This is a genomic window from Hirschia baltica ATCC 49814, from assembly GCF_000023785.1.
In the GTDB taxonomy this organism is placed as follows: Bacteria; Pseudomonadota; Alphaproteobacteria; order Caulobacterales; family Hyphomonadaceae; genus Hirschia; species Hirschia baltica.
Map to the genome: position 1 here is coordinate 2,037,286 of NC_012982.1, position 18,850 is coordinate 2,056,135.

The 18,850-nt window shown below is 45.6% G+C and carries 15 protein-coding genes and 1 pseudogene; 9 read left to right on the top strand and 7 right to left on the bottom strand.

Annotated features, from left to right (window positions below):
* Nucleotides 1-65: 65 nt before the first annotated feature.
* The gene (locus HBAL_RS09505; protein WP_015827729.1) at nt 66-2,978 is read right to left on the bottom strand and encodes a penicillin-binding protein 1A; all 2,913 of its coding nucleotides are present in this window, start codon (nt 2,976-2,978) and stop codon (nt 66-68) included.
* Nucleotides 2,979-3,107: 129 nt separating this feature from the next.
* Nucleotides 3,108-4,304 (bottom strand): N-acetylmuramoyl-L-alanine amidase, encoded by a 1,197-nt coding sequence (locus HBAL_RS09510; protein WP_149037398.1) that lies wholly within the window; start codon nt 4,302-4,304, stop codon nt 3,108-3,110.
* Nucleotides 4,305-4,727: 423 nt separating this feature from the next.
* Here HBAL_RS09510 and HBAL_RS09515 point away from each other — a divergent pair, with 423 nt between their 5' ends.
* From HBAL_RS09515 to HBAL_RS09525, 3 genes are all read left to right on the top strand, one after another.
* The gene (locus HBAL_RS09515) at nt 4,728-7,442 is read left to right on the top strand and encodes an Rne/Rng family ribonuclease (protein ID WP_015827731.1); all 2,715 of its coding nucleotides are present in this window, start codon (nt 4,728-4,730) and stop codon (nt 7,440-7,442) included.
* A 154-nt stretch (nt 7,443-7,596) separates the two neighbouring features.
* On the top strand, nt 7,597-8,985 hold the full coding sequence (locus HBAL_RS09520; protein ID WP_015827732.1) for a M48 family metalloprotease: 1,389 nt from the start codon (nt 7,597-7,599) through the stop codon (nt 8,983-8,985).
* An 88-nt stretch (nt 8,986-9,073) separates the two neighbouring features.
* Nucleotides 9,074-9,817, top strand: a complete 744-nt coding sequence (locus HBAL_RS09525; RefSeq protein WP_015827733.1) for a DsbA family protein — start codon at nt 9,074-9,076, stop codon at nt 9,815-9,817.
* A gap of 107 nt (nt 9,818-9,924) precedes the next feature.
* On the opposite strand, the gene HBAL_RS09530 is transcribed toward HBAL_RS09525, so the two are convergent.
* Nucleotides 9,925-10,713: a thiazole synthase gene (locus HBAL_RS09530; protein WP_015827734.1), complete on the bottom strand. Its 789-nt coding sequence runs from the start codon at nt 10,711-10,713 to the stop codon at nt 9,925-9,927.
* Nucleotides 10,713-10,913 carry a sulfur carrier protein ThiS gene (gene thiS, locus HBAL_RS09535; protein ID WP_015827735.1) on the bottom strand — a complete coding sequence of 67 codons (201 nt, stop codon included), beginning with the start codon at nt 10,911-10,913 and terminating at the stop codon, nt 10,713-10,715. The genes HBAL_RS09530 and thiS overlap by 1 nt, the downstream gene beginning before the upstream one ends.
* A gap of 106 nt (nt 10,914-11,019) precedes the next feature.
* Here thiS and aroQ point away from each other — a divergent pair, with 106 nt between their 5' ends.
* The 4 genes and pseudogenes from aroQ to aat form a co-directional block, all read left to right on the top strand.
* Entirely contained in the window at nt 11,020-11,472 is a 453-nt protein-coding gene (gene aroQ, locus HBAL_RS09540) for a type II 3-dehydroquinate dehydratase (protein ID WP_015827736.1), read from the top strand.
* Entirely contained in the window at nt 11,472-11,942 is a 471-nt protein-coding gene (accB, locus tag HBAL_RS09545; protein WP_015827737.1) for an acetyl-CoA carboxylase biotin carboxyl carrier protein, read from the top strand. Before aroQ ends, accB begins: the two co-directional genes overlap by 1 nt.
* Before the next feature lie 9 nt (nt 11,943-11,951).
* Nucleotides 11,952-13,295 (top strand): acetyl-CoA carboxylase biotin carboxylase subunit, encoded by a 1,344-nt coding sequence (gene accC / locus HBAL_RS09550; protein ID WP_041302191.1) that lies wholly within the window; start codon nt 11,952-11,954, stop codon nt 13,293-13,295.
* Between the two features lie 9 nt (nt 13,296-13,304).
* Nucleotides 13,305-13,871: pseudogene (aat, locus tag HBAL_RS16890) on the top strand (leucyl/phenylalanyl-tRNA--protein transferase); the annotation flags it as partial.
* A gap of 44 nt (nt 13,872-13,915) precedes the next feature.
* On the opposite strand, the gene HBAL_RS16895 reads toward aat, so the two are convergent.
* From HBAL_RS16895 to HBAL_RS09565, 3 genes are all read right to left on the bottom strand, one after another.
* The gene (locus tag HBAL_RS16895; RefSeq protein ID WP_015827739.1) at nt 13,916-14,569 is read right to left on the bottom strand and encodes a DUF2155 domain-containing protein; all 654 of its coding nucleotides are present in this window, start codon (nt 14,567-14,569) and stop codon (nt 13,916-13,918) included.
* A gap of 107 nt (nt 14,570-14,676) precedes the next feature.
* The gene (locus HBAL_RS09560; RefSeq protein ID WP_015827740.1) at nt 14,677-15,177 is read right to left on the bottom strand and encodes an MlaD family protein; all 501 of its coding nucleotides are present in this window, start codon (nt 15,175-15,177) and stop codon (nt 14,677-14,679) included.
* Nucleotides 15,170-15,556, bottom strand: a complete 387-nt coding sequence (locus tag HBAL_RS09565; protein WP_015827741.1) for an NADH:ubiquinone oxidoreductase subunit NDUFA12 — start codon at nt 15,554-15,556, stop codon at nt 15,170-15,172. Before HBAL_RS09565 ends, HBAL_RS09560 begins: the two co-directional genes overlap by 8 nt.
* A 187-nt stretch (nt 15,557-15,743) precedes the next feature.
* On the opposite strand from HBAL_RS09565, the gene HBAL_RS09570 reads away from it, so the two are divergent.
* Together HBAL_RS09570 and HBAL_RS09575 are read left to right on the top strand one after the other, a co-directional pair.
* Entirely contained in the window at nt 15,744-18,251 is a 2,508-nt protein-coding gene (locus tag HBAL_RS09570) for a TSCPD domain-containing protein (RefSeq protein ID WP_015827742.1), read from the top strand.
* A gap of 80 nt (nt 18,252-18,331) precedes the next feature.
* Nucleotides 18,332-18,826, top strand: a complete 495-nt coding sequence (locus HBAL_RS09575; protein ID WP_015827743.1) for a pentapeptide repeat-containing protein — start codon at nt 18,332-18,334, stop codon at nt 18,824-18,826.
* The last annotated feature ends 24 nt before the right edge of the window (nt 18,827-18,850 follow it).

An 18,850-nucleotide genomic window follows, 5' to 3' on the forward strand; every position in this document is an offset into this window, starting at 1 on the left:
CCGATTTCACCTTGTTATACCAAGGTTGAATCGGTTCAGAAAACGAAGAACGCCAGCAATAGCCCTTAATACGTGCCGTATTCAAGCTCTTGATCCGGCTCTTCTTCTCGAACGGGTGGTTGATAGGGGGTAGCCTGCCCTGAATTTGGAGATTGTGATTGTTGCGTATCAGCGCCAAACCCTAAATCTCGAAATGGTGTTGCCGCTGGTGTTGGACTGGCCACATCACCCACAGAAAGATCACCTAAACCGTCAGCTTCCTCCCCTAATTGGACACGACCATTCAGCGGCGCTGAATTATCATTCGCCGTCGATGAAGAATCATAAGGTGAAAAATCACCGTTTCCATTCGAGGTCACACCATCCTGATCATCATATTCATATGTTGGTTCATTCACTGCATTGTCACCATATGTAGAAGCGTCAGGTCCAGAATATGTACCCTCGCTACCAGATTGCGATTGGTTACGCTGTGCTTCGAGTGATGCAATCCATGAATCTAGATCTTCTGAATTTCCACCAGGTTCCGTGCCGGGTTTAAATGCTTCAAGAATAGTTACTCGCGTATTGTGATCGGGCAGTTTTCCTGTCTTCGCATCTACTTCCACCAAGCGTACACCTGACGGCAAACGGAAAGGCATTGATGGGGCCTCTTGCAACGCCTTCATCATAAAGTCTCTGAAGATTGGCGCTGCAACCCGACCACCAGATTCTCCGTTCCCGAGCGTCTGAGGCGTGTCATACCCAACCCATACTGCGACGACGAGATCAGGTGAAAAGCCAACGAACCACGCATCCATATAATCATTCGTTGTACCGGTTTTTCCGGCAACTGGCTTACCGATTACCCGTAATCTTGATGCCGTTCCACGCTGAACAACTCCCTCCATCAATGAGACGGTCTGATAAGCTGTAATCGGATCGAGAACTTGTTCGCGCATATCTTCAAAAACAGGCGGCAATTGGCCAGACCATGGCGCATTACAATCTACACATTCTTGTGTTTTACGACGCTGAATTGTCTTTCCATATCTGTCTTGAATACGGTCAAGGAAAACTGGTTCAATCCGCTTACCGCCATTGACGAACATAGCATAAGCCGTCGCCATTTTTATTGGCGTTGTATCTCCTGCCCCAAGAGTGCGAGATAAATATGTCTGAGGTCCAAGAATTCGGCGTGCTTCTTCTTCTGTCGCATCTGCCGGAGGATATGGATAAATTCCAAGTTTACGGCCATATTCTGCAATTTTTTCCATCCCCACATCCTGCGCCAATCGCGCAGTCATTAGGTTTCTCGATTTCTCAATTCCCAACCGTAAAGTCGACTCACCATAAAAACTTCCAGCAGCATAATTGCCCGGCTTCCACAAACCTTGCGGCGTATCAACAACAAAAGGAGCATCAAGAACCGTGCTTGCAGGTGTGAAATTTTTACCGGTTTTCGGGTCAATACTATCTAGAGCCGCCGCATAAACGACAGGCTTAAAAGATGATCCAGGCTGACGATAAGCTTGAACAGCACGGTTATATTGTGATCGCCAGAATGAATATCCGCCCGCCATAGACAAAACCCGACCTGTGTGCGGGTCCATCGCAATCAACGCCCCTTCAACACCGGGCAATTGTCTTACGTGATAAGGCGCATCTTCTTTAGGCGTAACTTCATCCATAATAGTCCGCTCAAGGACGTTAGGAGGAAGCTGCTGCGTTACAAGAATAACATCCCCAACCTTTAAACCTGATGATTTTCCATCGGCTGATTTGTAGGTTTTTACCCATTTTCGACTTTCTTCGGCCAACCAACCTGTCTTGTTTTCTTCTAACCCTAGTTTAACTGCTTTATCATCTACAGCGAGGACAACCGCTTTTTTCCAATGTCCTGAACCACTTGGCGTACTAATTTCAAAAAGGGCATTATCCCAGTCATCGGTAGGCTTTTCAATTTTCGCAAACGGACCGCGATAGAATTTCGTTCGGCGATCATAGGTTTCTAATCCCATTTGCAAAGCAGTTTGGGCCGCCAACTGAAAACGCGAATCGAGTGTTGAACGAACTGATAGCCCCTCCTCATATAATAGCTTTTCAGCTGCAACTTGTTGCTCAGCTTCTTCTGCATAAGGATCAAAATCGACGCCTTTAAGCTCACCCTCTTTTGCACGGCGCAGAATATCTCTGCGCACTTCTTCAACGAAATAAGCCGATGCGAGCACTTCGTCGCTTCTGAGCCCATCAACAGTGGTGAGTGGTTCTTTTTGAGCCTCTTCAGCCTCTTCTTCAGTGATGTAACCATTCACCGCCATCCGTGAGATAACCCAATTACGTCGCGCCACAGCAGCGTCTGCTCTTCGGTAGGGGTTTACTTTACCGGGTGCTTTAGGCATCGCACCAAGCAATGCTGCCTCAGCAATTGTGAGATCACGCAGAGGTTTTCCAAAATAATTTATTGCAGCCGCACCCACACCATATGAGCGCCCACCCAAATAAATTTCATTCAGATAAAGTTCCAAAATTTGATCTTTAGTAAAAATGCTTTCCAGACGGCGGGCAACAAACGCCTCGCGCACTTTACGTACAATCGAACGTTCAGATCCAACCAGCATGTTTTTGACGGTTTGTTGGGTAATTGTAGAACCACCCGTAATACGTCTTCCGCGTATACCATTTAATATGACACCACGTATTATACCTTTAGGGTCAATTCCATTGTGTTCGTAGAAATCCTTATCTTCAGCTGACAAGAAAGCTTGAATAACCCGATTTGGTAATTCTTCTTTGGGAATAAATACGCGGTGCTGACGCGCAAATTCTGCAACGAGCGTTCCATCACCGGCATGAACACGGCTAGTAATAGGCGGCTCATATGTTTTGAGTTCACGGGGCGCAGGCAAGTCGCGTGTGACTGAATAAACCCATCCAAGAATACCTGCCCCTACAAGGCCGGCACAAAAAGCTGCGAGAAAAAGCAGTTTTCTAAACATAAAGTATTCAAACCTATTCACTTAGACGGACTCAAACCTGAGACCAATTATGACGCTGAGCTGCAAACCTGTCGAGAATCACCTCGCAATTAGGTAACTTTATGGCGTGTCTTGAAAAACTTTAAAAGCTTAACGTTGCGCGACGTAAAATTCCTGATCTGCGAAAAAGATATCTATAGCTTCTGCAATACCCTTTATAAGTTTTTTTCGTTCGCGTGGAGAAGTTAAAATCGCTTCATCTGCTGCATTCGTCATAAAGCCCATCTCAAATAGGACTGCTGGAACGTCTGGTGCTAACAGCACAAAAAAACCGGCCTTTCGGTGCGTGTTGCGTAAAGTAGGCCATCTATTTTTGGTGATTGAAGGGATTAATAACTCTGCAAACTCTGCTGACCGGCTTTTTGTTTCCCGTTTGACCAGATCAACCAGTATCGCCGTCACCTCTTCTGAGCGCTCTTCATCTTTTTCAATCTCTAACATCCAATTGTTAGAATTTTTTAATCTGTCAGAACGTTTCTCACCGGAAGCAGACAAAGTGTAAACTGAAGCACCACGCGTTTCTGGTTTTTTCCCAGCATCTGCGTGCAGAGAAACAAACAAATCGACATTATAAGAGCGAGCTATTTTAACGCGATCTTCCAGCTCAATAAAAACGTCTGTGTCTCGTGTCATAGCAACATCAAAACGTTTGGTCGCTAGTAACATTTGTCTAAGGTCTAGCGCCGCAGCTAACGCGACATCCTTTTCCCTAGTATTGTGTACACCAATAGCACCGGGGTCTTTGCCTCCATGACCCGCATCTATGAATACAAGTGGTTTTCTTGTTTTGTAGTTTTTAGCCAGACTTTTATGACTTTTCGAACCATCATCATTAGCTTTGGCTTCAAATTCCACATCTGAAATTTTCTTCAGATCAAGGACAATCCGGTGACTTTTTTCATCACCTTTAGGTTTAATTCGAAAAGCATTTACGATGTCAGCAGGCTGATCTAAATCTAATACAAGCCGAGATGTAGACGGTGAATTGTGGCCATATCGGTATTGCATAACCAGACCTCCACCATCTCCTTTGCCAGCCTCACTTGTTAGGCCATTTATACTCCATCGCAGACGCGGCATATCCAAAACAATGCGCTTTGAGCCATTTGAGAGGGTGAAATATTCATAATTTAGAGGCTCATTTGCATCAATAACGACACGCGTCGCAGCCCCGTTTTCGCCGAATCGCACTTCGGTGATTCTTGCTATTTTATTTGAATCTGCAGATGCAACGCTGCCTAGAATGCCATAAACCAAGCATCCAACAACAAAAATTACGTGTCGCAACAAAACTGCATTCCTCCGCCAAGATCAGCCTAAAATAGTAGCTTTATCTATACGAACAATGAATTAAGGCAGATTAAACACCAATTAGCGGCAAAGTTTATCTTTCTTTTTTCTAAAAGATTGTGCAAGTTAGTAACCTGTTGCGTTTATGCAGCACTAATGAAGCAAGTCCATATTAGCGAAAAAACGCTAGACTGCTCCATTTTAGATATTCGAGTTTCAAACGTGCGAAGCTGGCAGATCCAAATAGCAAGGAAGCCAGCCGCCGGATAAGGAAAAAGATGGGCAAGACCCTATCACAATCTGAAATCTGCTTTGCGCGCTCTGGAAAGCGTCAAATGACGCATACCCTATTCAGACATAGCGGGATGCTGGTCGCCAACAATTGCGCCGCCCCGCCTAATAACAATGAGGCTAACCTACATGAGCAAGCTCATGTTGATCGACGCTGCTCACCCAGAGGAAACTCGGGTGACGGTCGTCGCCGACGGACAAATCGAAGACTTCGACTTTGAGGCACGTGATAAACGACAACTAAGAGGGAACATATATCTTGCAAAAGTAACCCGCGTGGAGCCATCGCTCCAAGCAGCTTTTGTTGAGTATGGTGGTAACCGTCACGGGTTTCTTGCTTTTTCTGAGATCCACCCAGATTATTATCAGATCCCTAAAGAGGATCGTGAAGCCCTTCTTGCTGAAACAATGGCGTCATCTCGTCATGATGATGACGATGATGTTGATGAAGAAGATACCGTTGAACACAATCACGATTCAGAGGACTCTTCGGAAGAAAATTCTGAGACAGAAAATCTGTCATCTGAAGGCGATGATACGCTTATAGATGAAGACACTGACTCAAGTTCTGATGATGACAATGCAAAACAACGCGCGCCTAAGCCGCGTCATCAAAAGCCATCTCGTCGCTATAAAATCCAAGAGGTTATCAAGCGCCGCCAGGTCTTGCTCATTCAAGTGGTTAAAGAAGAGCGCGGCAATAAAGGTGCGGCTGTCACAACATATCTATCCCTTGCGGGACGTTATGGTGTTCTCATGCCGAACACGGCGCGTGGCGGTGGTATCAGCCGTAAAATCGCAAACGCCGCAGATCGCAAACGCCTCAAAAAAATCATGGGCGAATTCTCTGTGCCAGAAGGCATGGGTCTGATTATCAGAACTGCCGGTGCCAAGCGCACGAAATCTGAAATCAGCAGAGACTATGATTACCTTATAAGATTATGGTCAACCATTCGAGATCAAACGCTAGACTCGATGGCCCCCTGCCTTATCCATGAGGAAGGCGATCTTGTTCTAAGAGCTATTCGTGACCTTTATGATCGCGACATCGACAACATAATCGTCGAAGGCAAAGAAGCATACGTTCAGGCGAAAAACGTCATCAGCATGCTAATGCCGGATCACGCCGAAAAGGTGATAGAACACAATCACAAAGCGCCGCTATTTATATCTCAAGCGGTTGAAGCTCAGCTTGATAATATTTTCTCACCAGTCGTCCAGCTACCTTCTGGTGGATATCTGGTGATTAATCAGACAGAAGCGCTTGTCGCAGTTGATGTAAACTCGGGTAAAGCAACACGCGAACGCAATATCGAAGCAACCGCAGTCAAGACAAACCTTGAAGCCGCAGCTGAAGTATGTCGCCAAATGCGCCTTCGTGATTTAGCAGGCCTCGTTGTTATCGACTTTATCGATATGGAAGAGTCCAAAAACAATCGCGCTGTTGAAAAGAAAATGAAGGATTGTCTTTCTATTGACCGCGCACGCGTTCAAACAGGACGTATCAGTCAATTTGGATTATTCGAAATCTCGCGCCAACGTCGTCGTGCAGGAGTCCTCGAATTATCATCTGAGCCTTGTAAAGCATGTCAAGGAACAGGACGTAACCGCTCCATTGAATCAGCTGCATTGCAATTACTTCGTGCTATCGAAGAACGCGGCGCTGATGGACGCGTGGATAGCGTTGCAGCAAAAGCACCTTCTGAAGTTGCTCTCTACATCCTAAACCATAAACGCGATTCCATAACATCAATGGAAGCAAGTACAGGCGCAGACATTCTCATCAGTGCTGATGATGAAATGATGCCTGGTGATTTTGCAATTGAAGCAACAGGTGATGGCAATATCATTGCCTACAAGCCAATTGTTCCAATTGATGCAACGCCAAAGAAACGTCGTCGTCGTCGCCCAGAAGAAGACGAAGAAGCAGTTGATAATTCTGAACAAAACGACACCTCAGACGAGGAAGACGATGATGAATTAGATGAAAACTCACGCCGTCGCAGACGTGGTCGCCGTGGCGGCCGTCGTCGCCGTGGAAACGAGACTGGTTCAGAAGTTTCTGCTGACGGTATGGAAGTCATAGATGGAGATAGTGAAGAAGAAAGCGAAGACACAAATAATTCTTCCAACGCTTCAAAATCACGTCGCCCTCGCCGTCGTCGCCCCCGTCGTCGCACACCAGATGTTGCAATGGATGGAGGAGAAATGTTGGATGCTGTTGCATCTGCGCCCTTTCTCGCAATCGTCTCCCCAGAAGAAGAAGAGGATGAGGCGGAACAAGAAGTCACAGCAGAATCACAGTCCAACTCTGAAGACAACAACAGTGAAAACGGGCGTTCCAGAAATGGAAAACGTCGTAGACGACGTCGCAAAAACGGCAACACTGACACAAATGAAAGCAACACTTCAGAAGAAAGCCAAGCAATTGCTTCGGACGTTTCTAAAGAAGAAACCGTAGAGGCTTCAACTAAAGAAGAAGCTAAACCAGCGGAAACTGAAGTGCCAGCTCCTACTATGTCAGAGCCAACAACAGACGTGTCTCATGAAGCAAATGACGCTTCGACTCCTCTAACCAAAGAAGAGCCGGCAAAGAGCGAATCAGATTCTGAGACTTCAAAATCAGATGAGTCCTCTTCTGAACCTAAAAATTTAGAAGAAGCTCCCGTTGAGCCAGTTGCTGAAGTAAAAATAGACGCACCTGCAAAAGCAGAGACGGCAGAAACAGAACCTGCACCAGCGGAAGAAACGGCTTCTCTCCACTCCTTGCACGCGAACACCTCTACAATCGCGGAAGAGAAAGCGCCTAAAAAACGCAAAATTGGTTGGTGGAACAGAAAATAGGCGCTCGATTGCCTTAAGTTAGACATACACCCTTGAGATTAGTTGATAATTATTGATCAGTCTCAGGGGTGTTTCTTTTTGTATTCGTAATTTAAGATACAAAAAACACAGGGATATAGTTGTATACCGTGGGGTTATGAAGGAGACCGTCTAAATGGGCGTGTTTAAACGTTTGCCACATGTCGTGGCTCTGGCCGCGGCATTGCTTTTCGTCCCACTTCTTTCTGCAAATGCACAAAGTTTGGTGCGTGATGCTGAAATCGAAACGACACTAAAAAAATATGGAAAGCCGCTATTTGAAGCTGGCGGTCTTAATCCTGATGAAGTGAATATATACATCGTCAATGACAATAGCTTGAATGCTTTTGTAAGTGGCGGACAAAATATGTTCTTTCATACAGGGCTTCTTATTAAAGCAGAGACACCCCAAGAAATTCTCGGCGTCATGGCGCACGAAGCTGGCCACATTATTGGCGGTCACAATATTACCCGTACACAAGCCATGGGATCAGCACAGGGCTCTTCATGGATCGCACTAGGTCTTGGTGTTCTAGCTGTTGCAGCAGGCGCACCAGATGCAGGTATCGCTTTGATGGCATCTTCCCAACAGGCAGCAGCCCTGACTTTCTTTAAATACACTCGAATTGAAGAAAGCTCTGCCGACCAAACTGGGTTAAGGTTATTAGAGCAAACAGGCATCCCAGCTGATGGTCTGGTCTCCTTCATGGAGAAAATTCGCGTGTCTGAAGTTATGTCGACAATGCGCCAAGACCCCTATTATCGCACACACCCAGAAACTGGGCCGCGTATTGGTGCATTACGTCATCGCGCAGAAACAATCACAGCCAAATCCGCTCCACTTTCACCCGATTACCAGCGTGAACTGGATATGATGCAAGCTAAGTTGATTGGTTTCTTGCAGCCACGTTCAACTTACATCAAATATCCATTGACTGATTTATCTACACCGGCGCGTTATGCCAGAGCCATTGCCGCCCACCGTAATCATGATGAAACAGCTGCTTTAAAAGAAATAGCTGCACTTGTAGAAATCGAGCCAGACAACCCATATTTTGAAGAACTATTTGGACAGATTTTGTTTGAGAACGGCAAGTTTGAAGATTCAATTCCTCACCACAGAAAAGCTTTAGAACTTTCAACAAAACACTCTCTATTATATGTAAACCTTGCCCAGTCTTTAATTTCTTTAAAGACGAAAGAAGCAAACGAAGAAGCAGAAACCCTGCTTCACCAAGCTCTCATACTAGAACCAGATAATGGTTATGCTTGGCAACAAATGTCATTCGCACTTGGTGCATTGGGTCGCAATGCCGAAGCAGAACTCGCGACGGCTGAATCAGCCTATGCGATAGGTGACTATGTCCGTGCGAATGTATTTGCTAGTCGTGCCAAAGAAGACTTAGCTGAAAGCACACCAAAATGGCGTCGAGCTGATGACATCTCGGCCATCACTCAGGTTCAAATGCGATCAGGTAGACAGGGCAACCGTTTCAGTCAGCAGCTCACAGTAACTGCTCACTAAGTTGTGATTATCTGCTAATATATTCGCAAGTGTTTACACACTATGTATGAACCAACAGCACAAATTTTGCCTAAAGGACTGATAACGAATGAACATGGGTTCCACAATAAAAACGACACTCGCGAGTGCCGCGCTCATATTTGCGGCATCTTGCTCACAAGCGGTATCGGAACCCGCGGGCAAAGTTTCAACAACCGATAAAGCGGCAATTGAAAAAATCGTTCATGAATATTTGGTCGCCAATCCTGAAGTCCTCGTTGAAGCCTTTCAAGCCTTAGAAGCGAAACAAGAGCTAGCAGAAGCAGAACAAAAAAAGCAATTCCTGCCCGCTTTCCTTGCACTGGAAAACGCGCCGATCCTTGGTGATAAAGACGCGCCAATCACCATTGTGGAATTTTTTGATTACAATTGCGGATTCTGTAAAAAATCAACGGATTGGGTGATGACGCAAGTCGCTTCCAAAGATGTAAAAGTAATATTCATGGAATTGCCCGTTCTAGATTCTAGAACTAAAACCTCAGCACTCGCCGCAAGAGCATCTGTAGCTGCCAGCATGCAAGACAAGTATAAAGAACTACACATTGCTATGATGAAAGCAAACGGCCTAACAAAAGGCAGGATACTTTCAATTGCTGAAAAAGAAGGGCTAGACGTTCAGCAGCTCTCTAAAGACATGGAAAGCGCTACTGTATACCGCCTTTTAGAAGATACGATGAAACTAGCCGAACAAGCAGATATACTAGCAACGCCGAGCTTTTACGTGAATGGGAAATTTGTATCAGGTGCCAACTTCCCTATGTTGGACAAATACATTTCCGAAGCCCGTGGCTAATTATGTAAGCATTGATTTTTAAAGAGAATATCAAAATAAAACGGCGGCACTATCTAAATAGTGCCGCCGTTTTAAATTAGATAAAAGCTAATCCTATCAACGTTTGGCTAAATCAAACCAGCCAAAGGCGAAGAAGGATCCGCATACATTTTCTTCTTCATACGCCCCGCCAAATAAGCTTCGCGTCCAGCGATAACAGCGTGTTTCATAGCTCGCGCCATCCGAATCGGGTCTTTCGCTTCAGCAATTGCCGTATTCATCAACACGCCATCGCAACCAAGCTCCATTGCAATCGCAGCCTCTGACGCTGTTCCAACGCCGGCATCAACCAGCACAGGCACTTTAGATTGCTCGACGATCAAGCGAATATTTATCGGGTTTTGGATTCCCAAACCAGATCCAATCGGCGCGCCTAAAGGCATTATCGCGCAACATCCCACATCCTCAAGGCGGCGTGCATATACAGGATCATCCGTGCAATACACCATGACCTCAAAGCCTTCTTTTATAAGAACTTCCGCAGCCCGCAGTGTTTCCACCATATCAGGATAAAGTGTTTTCTGGTCAGCAAGCACTTCTAATTTCACTAGCTTCCAGCCACCCGCTTCACGCGCTAAGCGTAAAGTACGCAGTGCATCTTCAGCTGTAAAACAGCCCGCAGTGTTGGGAAGATATGTAAATTTTTCAGGGCTTAAATGATCACTCAAACGCTCCTGTGTAGGGTCCATCACATTTACGCGCCGAATAGCAACCGTTACGATTTCAGCCCCTGCAGCCTCTGCTGCTTTTGCATTTTGTTCATAGCTAGCATACTTACCCGTCCCGATAATCAAACGGGAATTAAACTCGCGCCCAGCAATTGTTAGAACATCTTTGGGGTTGGTCTCAGCGTGCATCAGCCGCCTCCTACAAATTGAATGACTTCCAAGCGATCGCCAGCTTCCAATTGCGTAGAATCGTAAGCGGATTTTGGAACGATTTCGAGGTTTCGTTCTACAGCCAGACCTTTTTCTGGCAATCCCAAGTCCTTCAAGAACTGACCTAAAGTCAGGCCTTCATCCAACTCTTTTGAATTTCCATTGAGAATTAGCTGCATATTTTGCCTCTCTTCTATAGTTTTCATCGTATTTCTTTGTTTTTACATAAGAACGTGCTTGCGTCTTTAGTCTCATCTTGCGAGTTTGCAGAATTACGAGGTGCTTATGAGTCTTATTCTTTATTGTCTAAATGGTCCAAACCTAAATCTACTTGGAACGAGAGAACCTGAGATTTATGGGAAGGAGACATTACAGGACATAGAAAAAATCGCTAGTGACAAAGCCAGTGAATTGAACGCGAAACTTACCTTTCGTCAATCAAATCATGAAGGCGAACTAGTGGATTGGATTCAAGAGGCAAGAAATAAAGCTTCTGCGTTGATTTTAAATGCAGCTGCCTATACTCACACCTCAATTGCAATCCACGATGCACTCAAGACACTGGAAATACCAATTATTGAACTGCATTTGTCCAACCCACACTCTCGCGAGTCATTTCGCGCAAACAGTTATGTCGCTCCATGTGCAAATGGAGTTATTGCAGGCTTTGGATCTGCCGGATATAGCCTAAGCGTTGAAGCGGCTGTCTCGCTCGTGAACAAACGGAGCATTAAATAATGGCTGATAAAGTCGAAAAGCTAGATACGGCACTTATCCGTGAACTCGCTAACATCCTAACAGATGGCAATCTTGGCGAGATTGAAGTTGAACATGGCGAATTGCGTATTCGCGTTTCCATGCCAGAACCGGCTGCAGTTTCTTACGCAGCTTCAGCGCCAATGATGGCACCAGCTGCCGCTCCGGTCGCTGCACCAGTAGCGGTTGCGGCACCAGCTGCTGCACCAGCAGACAATGCAAATGCGGTTAAATCTCCTATGGTCGGTACTGCATATTTCGCACCTGAACCAGGTGCAGCCCCCTTCATCGAAGTCGGTACAAATGTTAAGCAGGGACAAACTATCTTACTCGTTGAAGCGATGAAAACATTCAATCCAGTAAGCGCTCCTAAATCTGGTGTTGTAAAAGAAATCTTGGTTTCTGATGGTCAGCCAGTTGAATATGGTGAAGCTCTTGTGGTGATCGAATAGGCCACAATGATGATAAATAAAGTTCTCATAGCAAACAGAGGTGAAATCGCACTGCGAATTCACCGTGCTTGTAAAGAAATGAACATTTCGACCGTTGCTATCCACTCAGAAGCCGACCGCGATGCAATGCATGTGCGTCTGGCCGATGAAAGTGTATGTATCGGACCTGCAGCTTCTGTGGACTCATATCTCAATATTCCAGCGATCATGGCTGCGGCTGAAATCACTGGGGCAGATGGTATTCACCCTGGATATGGCTTCCTTTCAGAGAATGCCAAATTTGCTGAAATCGTTGAAGCGCACGACATTGCTTTCATTGGACCCACAGCCGAGCACATCCGTCTAATGGGTGACAAAATCGCAGCTAAAGATGCCATGATCCGCACAGGTGTCCCCTGTGTACCTGGGTCTGACGGCGGTGTAGCAGATGTGGCTGAGGCTCAAAAAGTAGCCAAACAGATAGGTTATCCTGTTATTATCAAAGCTTCTGCTGGTGGTGGTGGTCGCGGCATGAAAGTCGCACTAACTCCAGATGAATTAGAAACAGCCTTCCGTACTGCACGGACTGAATCTAAAGCAGCTTTTGGCGATGATGCTGTATACATAGAAAAATACCTTCAAAAGCCACGTCACATTGAAATTCAAGTGATTGCGGATACTCACGGTAATGTTGTTCATCTTGGTGAGCGTGATTGTTCTCTGCAACGTCGTCACCAGAAAGTATTTGAAGAAGCACCCTCTCCTGCACTTACTGAATCTGAACGCGCAGAAATTGGTAAGCGAGTTTGTGCGTCAATTAAAAAGCTCGGCTATCGCGGTGTTGGAACAATTGAATTCCTCTGGGAAAACAATGAGTTCTACTTTATTGAAATGAACACGCGTTTACAGGTTGAACACCCTGTAACTGAAATGATCACTCGCAAAGACCTTGTTCAAGAGCAAATCCGAATTGCCTCGGGCGAAAAACTATCCTTTAAACAAAAGGATGTGCAATTCATCGGTCATGCTATCGAATGCCGGATCAATGCAGAACACCCAGTCACATTTGTACCATCTCCAGGTACAATCAAAGACTTCCACGCCCCCGGTGGCTTAGGCGTTCGTCTCGATTCCGCCATGTATACGGGTTACAAAATCCCACCTCATTATGACAGCTTGATAGGTAAACTGATCGTGCATGGTATGACACGTGAAGAATGCCTTCTGCGCCTAAAGCGTGCTTTGGATGAGATGGTAATATCTGGTGTGGAAACGACTCTTCCACTTCATCTTCGTCTCGTGGAAAATGAAGATGTCGCAAAAGGTGAGTATGATATTCATTGGCTAGAGCATTTTCTGGCTAGAGAATCCTAAGGCAAAATTATGAGTGGTGGCTTCGGCCCAGATGATTTGCTGAATCTATACCGTCGCGGCATCTTCCCCATGGGGGAAGATGCCGACGACACTCAGCTATTCATTGTTGACCCAGATCAGAGAGGAATAATTCCTCTCGATGCATTGCATATATCTAAAAGTTTGAGAAAAACGGTCTCAAAAGATGAGTTCCGAGTGACTTTTGATACCGCCTTTACAAGTGTGATGGAAGCATGCGCAGCACCATATGAAAACAGAGAATCCACCTGGATTAACACGCCTATCATCAACCTTTATTCTGCTCTACACCGACAAGGATACGCGCATAGCGTTGAATGCTGGAAAGATTCAGAATTAGTCGGTGGACTTTATGGTGTAAGTTTAGGCGGAGCCTTCTTTGGCGAGAGCATGTTCTCTACACGCTCCAATGCATCAAAAGTCGCTCTTGTTCATCTCGTGGCGCGTTTATTGACTGGCGGCTACATCTTATTAGACACCCAATTCATTACCGAACACTTGTTAAGCTTAGGTGCGATAGAAATTCCACGCCATGAATTTCAAAATAAATTAGCAATAGCACTAAAAGCGAATGGTGATTTCTATTCTGATTTTGGTGCTATTCAATCCTCATCAATGGACGACTTCGGGATAGAAATTGAATCTATAAATGACCCAGAGCGCTCGACAGGAACCGCTTCTAAATCAGCTTCTTCGACGAATATTGGTTCTGGATTAAAATCATCAATTGAAGGCAATCCCATCGATGCAGATTCATTGATATCTGATGATGGAAGTGCTTCTTCTGGAATAGCATCAAACCCCAGATTGGATTCTTCATACAAATCCAATGGCTTTGCTTCGGTTCCCGGCAAAGCAGCACTGCAACTGATTACCCAAACATCATAAAGCGAATGCTCCAACGCATTTAACCCCGGAGAACTCGCAAACATCCATCCAGAGAAAAGCCGTGGATCATCATCCTTTGCTGTGCCGGTCTCTGCATTCACTCCCATAGATATCACTTCAAGATACGCAGCTGCTTCTGGTGGCTGATCTTCCGGTGGTGATTGATGGCAAGCACGGACAGTTAGCCCAAGACCACCAAATTGGACAGTCTCGTCCAATTCGATTTCAATATCTGTTGCCTTACCTGTAATTTTCTCAAGCGCTCGCACCTTCACACCCGGTCGTGGATCGAGTGCAAATGCTGTTTGAGTAGCCGAAATCAAAACACCAACAGCAACAAATGCAGAGCACAAACCTAATTTACGCATTTTCGTGAACTCCACAAATTTCTATCAGAATCAATTCAATCATCATTCCCTGATCATATGCCTAAATGTGTTAGGCATATGTCATCAAATAAATTCTACATAAAATATTACTGGGCTGCTGAATTATTAGCAGATATTGCCTCGGCAATATTCTTCAATCGCCCATCAAGAGATGTCGCAAACTCAGTCAACAAAGGTCCAAGTTCAACGGAACCACTTGTGTAGAGTATTTCATCACCAGGTTCGAGCATTGCTAATCCGCTACCAGGAAGCAATGCAATATGAGGCCCAGACAAAAACCCATCTGACGCTATTTTGGCAGTTGTATCTTCGTCCAATTCAATACCTTCAGCAACATTCATGGTAATCTTAGGAACGAGACGTGCCTTGTCTAACTCAACATCCGTAACCACGCCGACTTTTACGCCCATCAAACGTACATCTGTTCCTTGAAGAACTCCATTGATTGGACCAGTGAACTGAGCAGTCAGTTCATAACTTCCATTTCCAGCTGTTTTTTCTGATTGTTGTAATGAAAACCACAGAAAAACACCCGCAGCTGCAACAACAGCAATACCTACGATTGTTTCAAATAATGAATCACGCATCTGGATCCCATGCCTCGTAATCACCGGCAGTTTTAGTGCGCTCGTCTGAACGCCACAAACTACCTTTAGGTTTGTAAGCTAACAAAGTCCCAGTCAAATTTGGCTGGTGTTGAAGCTCAAAAGACTTTTTCACCAATGGTTCTTCCGTTGGAGGTTTGTCAAAAGTATGGTGCATCCAGCCGTGCCAGTCTGGAGAAATACGCGATGGCTCTGCTGCACCGTTATAAATAACGTAGCGCCGCTTGCGACCTTCCTGACTCGGCTTCTTTTCTTCATAGAACTTATTGCCCCATTCATCATCACCGATAAACACGGCACGACGACCGATATCAAAACGAGTTCCAATAGTGGTGTTTTTCCACCAGCCAATAACAGACATGCGCGCTCCTTAAGAGATTTGCGGCGAATGTAATCCCCTCAAGGCATTACGTCCAGCGCCAACAGCCATGAGATTTCATCAAACCTGTGTCATACAAAATCTTGTGGGAAAATCCACACATTAACACAACATATATTGCACTATTGAAGCGATTTGCGCACATTCACTATATTCAGGGAGATGATTTATGGCGCAACGCAGGACAAAACAGCCGACTCAGTTACTAGCCCCCCTCATGGCTGCTGGAGAAATCTGGTTAAAAACAGATAGATCAGCCTCTATGAACTCAGCTGAAGCAACAGATTACCTTAATGGCCTAGCCACTCTAGACTGCGAATCTAATGCAAAGTCGACCATCACAAACGCATTGTCTAAAGGCCGAATCTCTCCACTTCTACCACTCGGTGCGGCAATCGGTAGCGTCAGCCCTGCCCCAATTTCATCCGGTGGTGCTGAAATGGCCATTGCAGAAGCAGCGACAGTAGCCGCTGCACGCGCAGCAACAGCACAGGGATTTGCTTCTTTAGCCGACGCCTTAGAAGGTTTAAGTATTGATACAGACGATGACGGCCTGCCAACAGCGGATGCACTCACTGATGCGCTTCGTTGCGGCGCAGATGCAGATCTTCTTGAAATCGCGTTATCTACCCCTGGCGGACCGCGAGCTGCTGCAACAGCCCTAAGAAAACAGGCAGCAGCCGCCAGAGATACAGGCACAGTACATCTAGGACTAACGAATTGGTCAGATGCGTCAGCCGAAAAATTAGCCGATGCATCAAACCGGTTAGCTGGTTTAAGGATTGGGCTTCAAGTCAATCATTTGTCCAGAACGGCTCCCAACGCAAAATCTCCTACCTTGATTCTAAATCTGGGTGCTTATTTTGACGATAAAACATTTGCAGAAGAAACTCTCAGATCAGATCTTGTCGATCTAAAATCAACCTTTCCTGGCCTAATCATTATAGTAGCCGGCTTAGCAGCTACGATTATGTCAGAAGGCCTAGCGTTCGATTCACTTCAAGGTCGAAACCGCGCTACTGAAATCGCAGTCATATTGAAAGAATATCAAGCCGCCGATGCAAAAGATAAATCCGGTATTCAATTTGCTTTCTTACGGCCATCTCCAGATGCAGTGGCATGGCTGAACTTAGAGAGCATTGGTGTTGACCCCGTACAGTCTCTGATTTCAACCACAGAAGAAGACGAAAACCGTTTTTCTAAATGCGCCGGACTTGCGCTCAATTGCGCAGCCACCGAAGGACAGCGCCAAGATGTTGCATTGCGCGTTTTAGGAGCGAGATCCCTTGACCAAATTGATGGTCTAGAACGCAACCGCTTGTCAGAACGCGGCCTTACCAATGAAGCACTAGATCGCGTTGAACAAGCAATACGAGACGGCTTACCGCTGCGCAGTGCCTTTTCACGTTGGGTGGTTGGTGACGACACAATCAAGAAACGCTTGGGACTAGCTCCCGAAGCATTCGAAACAGACGGTGAAGCATTACTCAGAGCATTGGGTATATCGGCCAGAGAAATAGAAGAAGGTCGCGCTGCTGTAGAGGGGCGACGACGCGCAGTCTCTGATCCAAATTCAGAACTAGCACATATATTTTACTTGGCGCGGCAAGCAAAAGCAGGAGCATGCATTCGATTTGCTTTGAGTATCAAAGAAGTGTTCGACGTGCCTATTTTGCTAACAGTTCCATCCAAAGAAGCTGCTGCGGCCAGCCGGCAAGATTTACAACTTTGCTTTAGTGCAGCCATCGAAAATGATCTCAGTCTACGGATAGAACCGTCGAAGCCAGTCATTAATGCAACGGTTTTGGAACGCTTGGCAGAAGCAGAAAAACGAGCATCCACACCTCCTGCTTTTGTCCAGAGCCAAACTATCGCTGCCCCTCCTACCAAGCCAGAAGTACCAATCCACATTCAAGCACCTGATACAAAAACAGACCCAAATACTTATGCAGCGCGTCGTCGCCTACCTGACAGACGCAAAGGCTATATTCAAAAATCCACTGTGGGTGGACATAAAGTCTATTTGCACACTGGAGAATTTGACAATGGAAGCCTTGGTGAAATTTTCATTGATATGCATAAAGAAGGCGCGGCTTTTCGTTCCTTAATGAACAATTTTGCCATCGCGATTTCAATCGGTCTACAATATGGTGTGCCTTTAGAAGAGTTTGTCGATGCATTCGTCTTCACACGTTTTGAACCAGCCGGTGAAGTCACCGGAAATGATTCAATTAAATCAGCAACCTCAATTCTAGACTATATTTTCCGAGAGCTTGCAGTGTCTTATCTTGATCGAGAAGACCTTGCTGAAATGGACGGTCTTTCTTCAGACGGCCTAGGAAAAGGTGAAGGTGATTCCACACGAAATGCACCTACTCCTCAAGAAGCTGTGCAACTCATATCCAAAGGGTTTAGTCGCGGTGCAATTCCTGACAATATTGTATTCCTTGATGCTGCATCCTCCCGCACCAAAGATGATGAAACGGTAGAACAAGAATTATCAGAAGAGCCCCCAGTTCATGAACCTGAATCACCTGTTGTGAATTTAGAATCTCAACAAGCGGACCAGCCCGATTACCTTGGTGATGCATGCCCTAATTGCGGTCATTTTACACTCGTAGAGGATGATGGTGTTGCAATTTGCGATGCTTGTGGAGCAACAGTACAAACAGCATAAATGAAGCCTATTTATTCAAACTGGCTTCATTATTGCTGTGTTATAACCATCTCGTCGTTGATGATTAAATAGGTCTCACTATGAAACGCGCTCTTATTGCTGTTGCACTGACAACTTTTATTGGTCTTCCTGCTTTCGCACAGGACGCGAGCCAGATCGCTACCGTAAAACAAGGTGCTGCTAGCTGCGTTGGATGCAATTTATTCCAAGCAGATTTTTCTATGGATGATCTTTCTGGCAAAAACCTAAGCGGTTCGCGGCTGCGTCAATCCAACCTTGAAGTCGCCACTTTAGACAAAGCTAATCTGTCTAAAGCTGACCTAAGTGTTGCGAATTTATTTGGTGTGCGTATGCAGGGCACTAATCTAAAGAATGCAAACCTAAAAGATGCAACGCTTGTTGGTGGCTGGTTCGGCGGTGCTGATTTTACAGGCGCAAATCTTGATGGCGCAATACTTTCAGGTGCTTACCTAAAAACAGCCAGAGGCCTGACACAAGCACAGTTAGCAACAGCGCATTGCGACGCTTCTACTGAGCTTCCCAAAGGCTTAAGCCCCAATATGTGCAAACGATAAATTCATAGAAAAGGGCAGTTGTTT

Excerpts from the sequence above, each read along its gene's own strand:
- HBAL_RS09505 (WP_015827729.1), bottom strand. The coding sequence starts at position 2,978 with ATGTTTAGAAAACTGCTTTTTCTCGCAGCTTTTTGTGCCGGCCTTGTA.
- HBAL_RS09515 (WP_015827731.1), top strand. The coding sequence starts at position 4,728 with ATGAGCAAGCTCATGTTGATCGACGCTGCTCACCCAGAGGAAACTCGG.
- HBAL_RS09520 (WP_015827732.1), top strand. The coding sequence starts at position 7,597 with ATGGGCGTGTTTAAACGTTTGCCACATGTCGTGGCTCTGGCCGCGGCA.
- HBAL_RS09525 (WP_015827733.1), top strand. The coding sequence starts at position 9,074 with ATGAACATGGGTTCCACAATAAAAACGACACTCGCGAGTGCCGCGCTC.
- HBAL_RS09530 (WP_015827734.1), bottom strand. The coding sequence starts at position 10,713 with ATGCACGCTGAGACCAACCCCAAAGATGTTCTAACAATTGCTGGGCGC.
- thiS (WP_015827735.1), bottom strand. The coding sequence starts at position 10,913 with ATGCAGCTAATTCTCAATGGAAATTCAAAAGAGTTGGATGAAGGCCTG.
- aroQ (WP_015827736.1), top strand. The coding sequence starts at position 11,020 with ATGAGTCTTATTCTTTATTGTCTAAATGGTCCAAACCTAAATCTACTT.
- accB (WP_015827737.1), top strand. The coding sequence starts at position 11,472 with ATGGCTGATAAAGTCGAAAAGCTAGATACGGCACTTATCCGTGAACTC.
- accC (WP_041302191.1), top strand. The coding sequence starts at position 11,952 with ATGATAAATAAAGTTCTCATAGCAAACAGAGGTGAAATCGCACTGCGA.
- HBAL_RS16895 (WP_015827739.1), bottom strand. The coding sequence starts at position 14,569 with ATGCGTAAATTAGGTTTGTGCTCTGCATTTGTTGCTGTTGGTGTTTTG.
- HBAL_RS09560 (WP_015827740.1), bottom strand. The coding sequence starts at position 15,177 with ATGCGTGATTCATTATTTGAAACAATCGTAGGTATTGCTGTTGTTGCA.
- HBAL_RS09565 (WP_015827741.1), bottom strand. The coding sequence starts at position 15,556 with ATGTCTGTTATTGGCTGGTGGAAAAACACCACTATTGGAACTCGTTTT.
- HBAL_RS09570 (WP_015827742.1), top strand. The coding sequence starts at position 15,744 with ATGGCGCAACGCAGGACAAAACAGCCGACTCAGTTACTAGCCCCCCTC.
- HBAL_RS09575 (WP_015827743.1), top strand. The coding sequence starts at position 18,332 with ATGAAACGCGCTCTTATTGCTGTTGCACTGACAACTTTTATTGGTCTT.